This is a genomic window from Streptomyces albidus (ex Kaewkla and Franco 2022) (assembly GCF_013870515.1).
Classification (GTDB): domain Bacteria; phylum Actinomycetota; class Actinomycetes; order Streptomycetales; family Streptomycetaceae; genus Streptomyces; species Streptomyces albidus.
Genome location: NZ_JACBXA010000476.1, coordinates 1 through 1,785 on the forward strand (window position 1 = coordinate 1; position 1,785 = coordinate 1,785).

General features: G+C 73.4%; 3 protein-coding genes. All 3 read left to right on the top strand.

What is annotated here, in order from left to right; genetic code table 11:
• The coding region (locus H5J26_RS30660; RefSeq protein WP_181769206.1) for a FadR/GntR family transcriptional regulator at positions 1-352 on the top strand (352 nt) is incomplete at its 5' end.
• A gap of 347 nt (positions 353-699) precedes the next feature.
• The gene (locus tag H5J26_RS30665) at positions 700-1,257 is read left to right on the top strand and encodes a MarR family transcriptional regulator (protein ID WP_181769207.1); all 558 of its coding nucleotides are present in this window, start codon (positions 700-702) and stop codon (positions 1,255-1,257) included.
• A partial coding sequence (locus H5J26_RS30670; RefSeq protein WP_181769208.1) for an EamA family transporter occupies positions 1,257-1,785 on the top strand: 529 nt, incomplete at its 3' end. The genes H5J26_RS30665 and H5J26_RS30670, both read left to right, overlap by 1 nt.

Below are 1,785 nucleotides of genomic sequence, written 5' to 3' on the forward strand. Positions count from 1 at the left end.
TGCCATGGGACGGGCCGCGGACGGCGGCGCCGAAGCAGTCGAGGCGGACCTCTCCTTCCACCGCGCCCTTCTCGCGGCATCGCACAACGAGATGCTCGATCGCATGGAGACGGTCATCTCCACGGGCCTCGCCTTCCGGGACCGTCTGGTCCACGCCTCGGGCCACCGGCCCATGGACCCGGTGCCTCACCACGGCGCCGTGCTGGAGGCCGTTCGCGCGGGCGACCCGGACGCGGCGGAGGCGGCCATGCGGACGCTGCTGGAACAGGCCGCCCGCGACCTCGACGAACTCCAGCGTGCGGGACGGGGCGGCGGCGCGGCACCCCGGCGGAAGCCGGGCAAGCGCCGCTGATCGTCCCTGCGGATGCTCAGCCGGACAACCGGAGTTGAGGTCACGGCCGTACGGGTTGTCCGCGCGGGCGAGCGGGAGTTGCGGCGGTCCGTCAGCTCCAACTCGACGGTGAGGGCACTCCCGGGGCCATCACGGCGGTGCCGTCATCGAGGCCTCGCCCGATGGCGTCGAGGAGCTCAGCGATGGGCGTCCCCGAGTCCGGGCGGGGGAGGCCGGCGCCGGCACATCGGCCTAGGCAAGCACGTCCTCGCCGCAGCGCTGTCCCGAACTCCTGGCGGTGTGGGCTTCGGCGCCGGCCTCGCGCCGCGGGGTTGTGCGCGCTCACCCGGGGACGATATGCATGAGTCATGCATGACATGGATCGTACGGCCAACCTCCTGGGCGCCACCGCGCTCGCCGTGACCGACATGGCGCTCACGAACGCCACCAAGGCGGCCGGGGTCAGCGCCAGCGGCGCCGCCGCGCTCGTGGTGCTCGCCGCCTCTCCCGGCCTGAGCGTCACCGAACTGGGCCGCCGCGTCGGCCTCTCCCAGTCCGCCGCCGCCCGCATGGTCGACTCGCTCGAAGGCGAAGGGCTGGCCGAGCGGAAGCAGGGTGTGGGGCGCTGGGTGTCCGTGACGCCGACCGTCACGGGCGCGCGTACGGCTCGCACCCTGCTGGACGCACGCGGCACCCCTCTGACGGAGATCATCGGAGTGCTCGACGAGAGGGACCAGGAGGCGTTGGCAGAACTGTTGGCCAAGCTGCTGGCCCGGCTCCACAGCGAGGTCGGCAACGCTCAGCTCATGTGCCGGCTGTGCGATCGCGGAGCCTGCGTCCACGAAGGAGCAGTCTGTCCCGTCGGACAGGCCGAACGCGACGAGCAAGCCCACCGGGACGAACAGGGCGCCCGGCCCGGCAGCTGATGGGCGCCCTCCTCGCGCTGGCGTCGGCCGCCTGCTACGGGATCGCCGACTTCACAGGTGGCCTGCTCTCGCGGCGTGCGGACTTCACTCACGTCGCTCTCGCCGGGCAGGCGGGCGGCCTCGCTCTCATGCTGCTCGCCGCCCTGTTCCTCCCGGCCGCCTCCCCGGACGCATCCGACGTGGTCTGGGGCGCGCTCTCCGGCGTGGGCACAGGGCTCGGCATGATCTTCCTCTACCGGGGGCTGAGCCGCGGGGCGATGAGCGTCGTGGTGCCCGTCAGCGCGGTGGGAGGCCTCGCGCTGCCCGTACTCGTGGGTGTCGCACTCCTCGGTGACCGCCCGTCGTCCCTGTCCTGGCTGGGCATCGTGACCGCCGTGCCCGCACTCTGGCTGGTCTCGCGTGACGGCTCCGGGGCCACGCCGGCCGCCTTCACCCCGGCCTCCCTCGACGGCTTCATCGCGGGCGCCGGGATCGCGCTGCAGTACGTCGCGCTCGCCCAGGCCTCACCCGGCTCCGGCGTCTGGCCGG

What these genes read in the sequence shown, in the direction of transcription:
- H5J26_RS30665 (WP_181769207.1), top strand. Translation starts at nt 700, where the DNA reads ATGCATGACATGGATCGTACGGCCAACCTCCTGGGCGCCACCGCGCTC.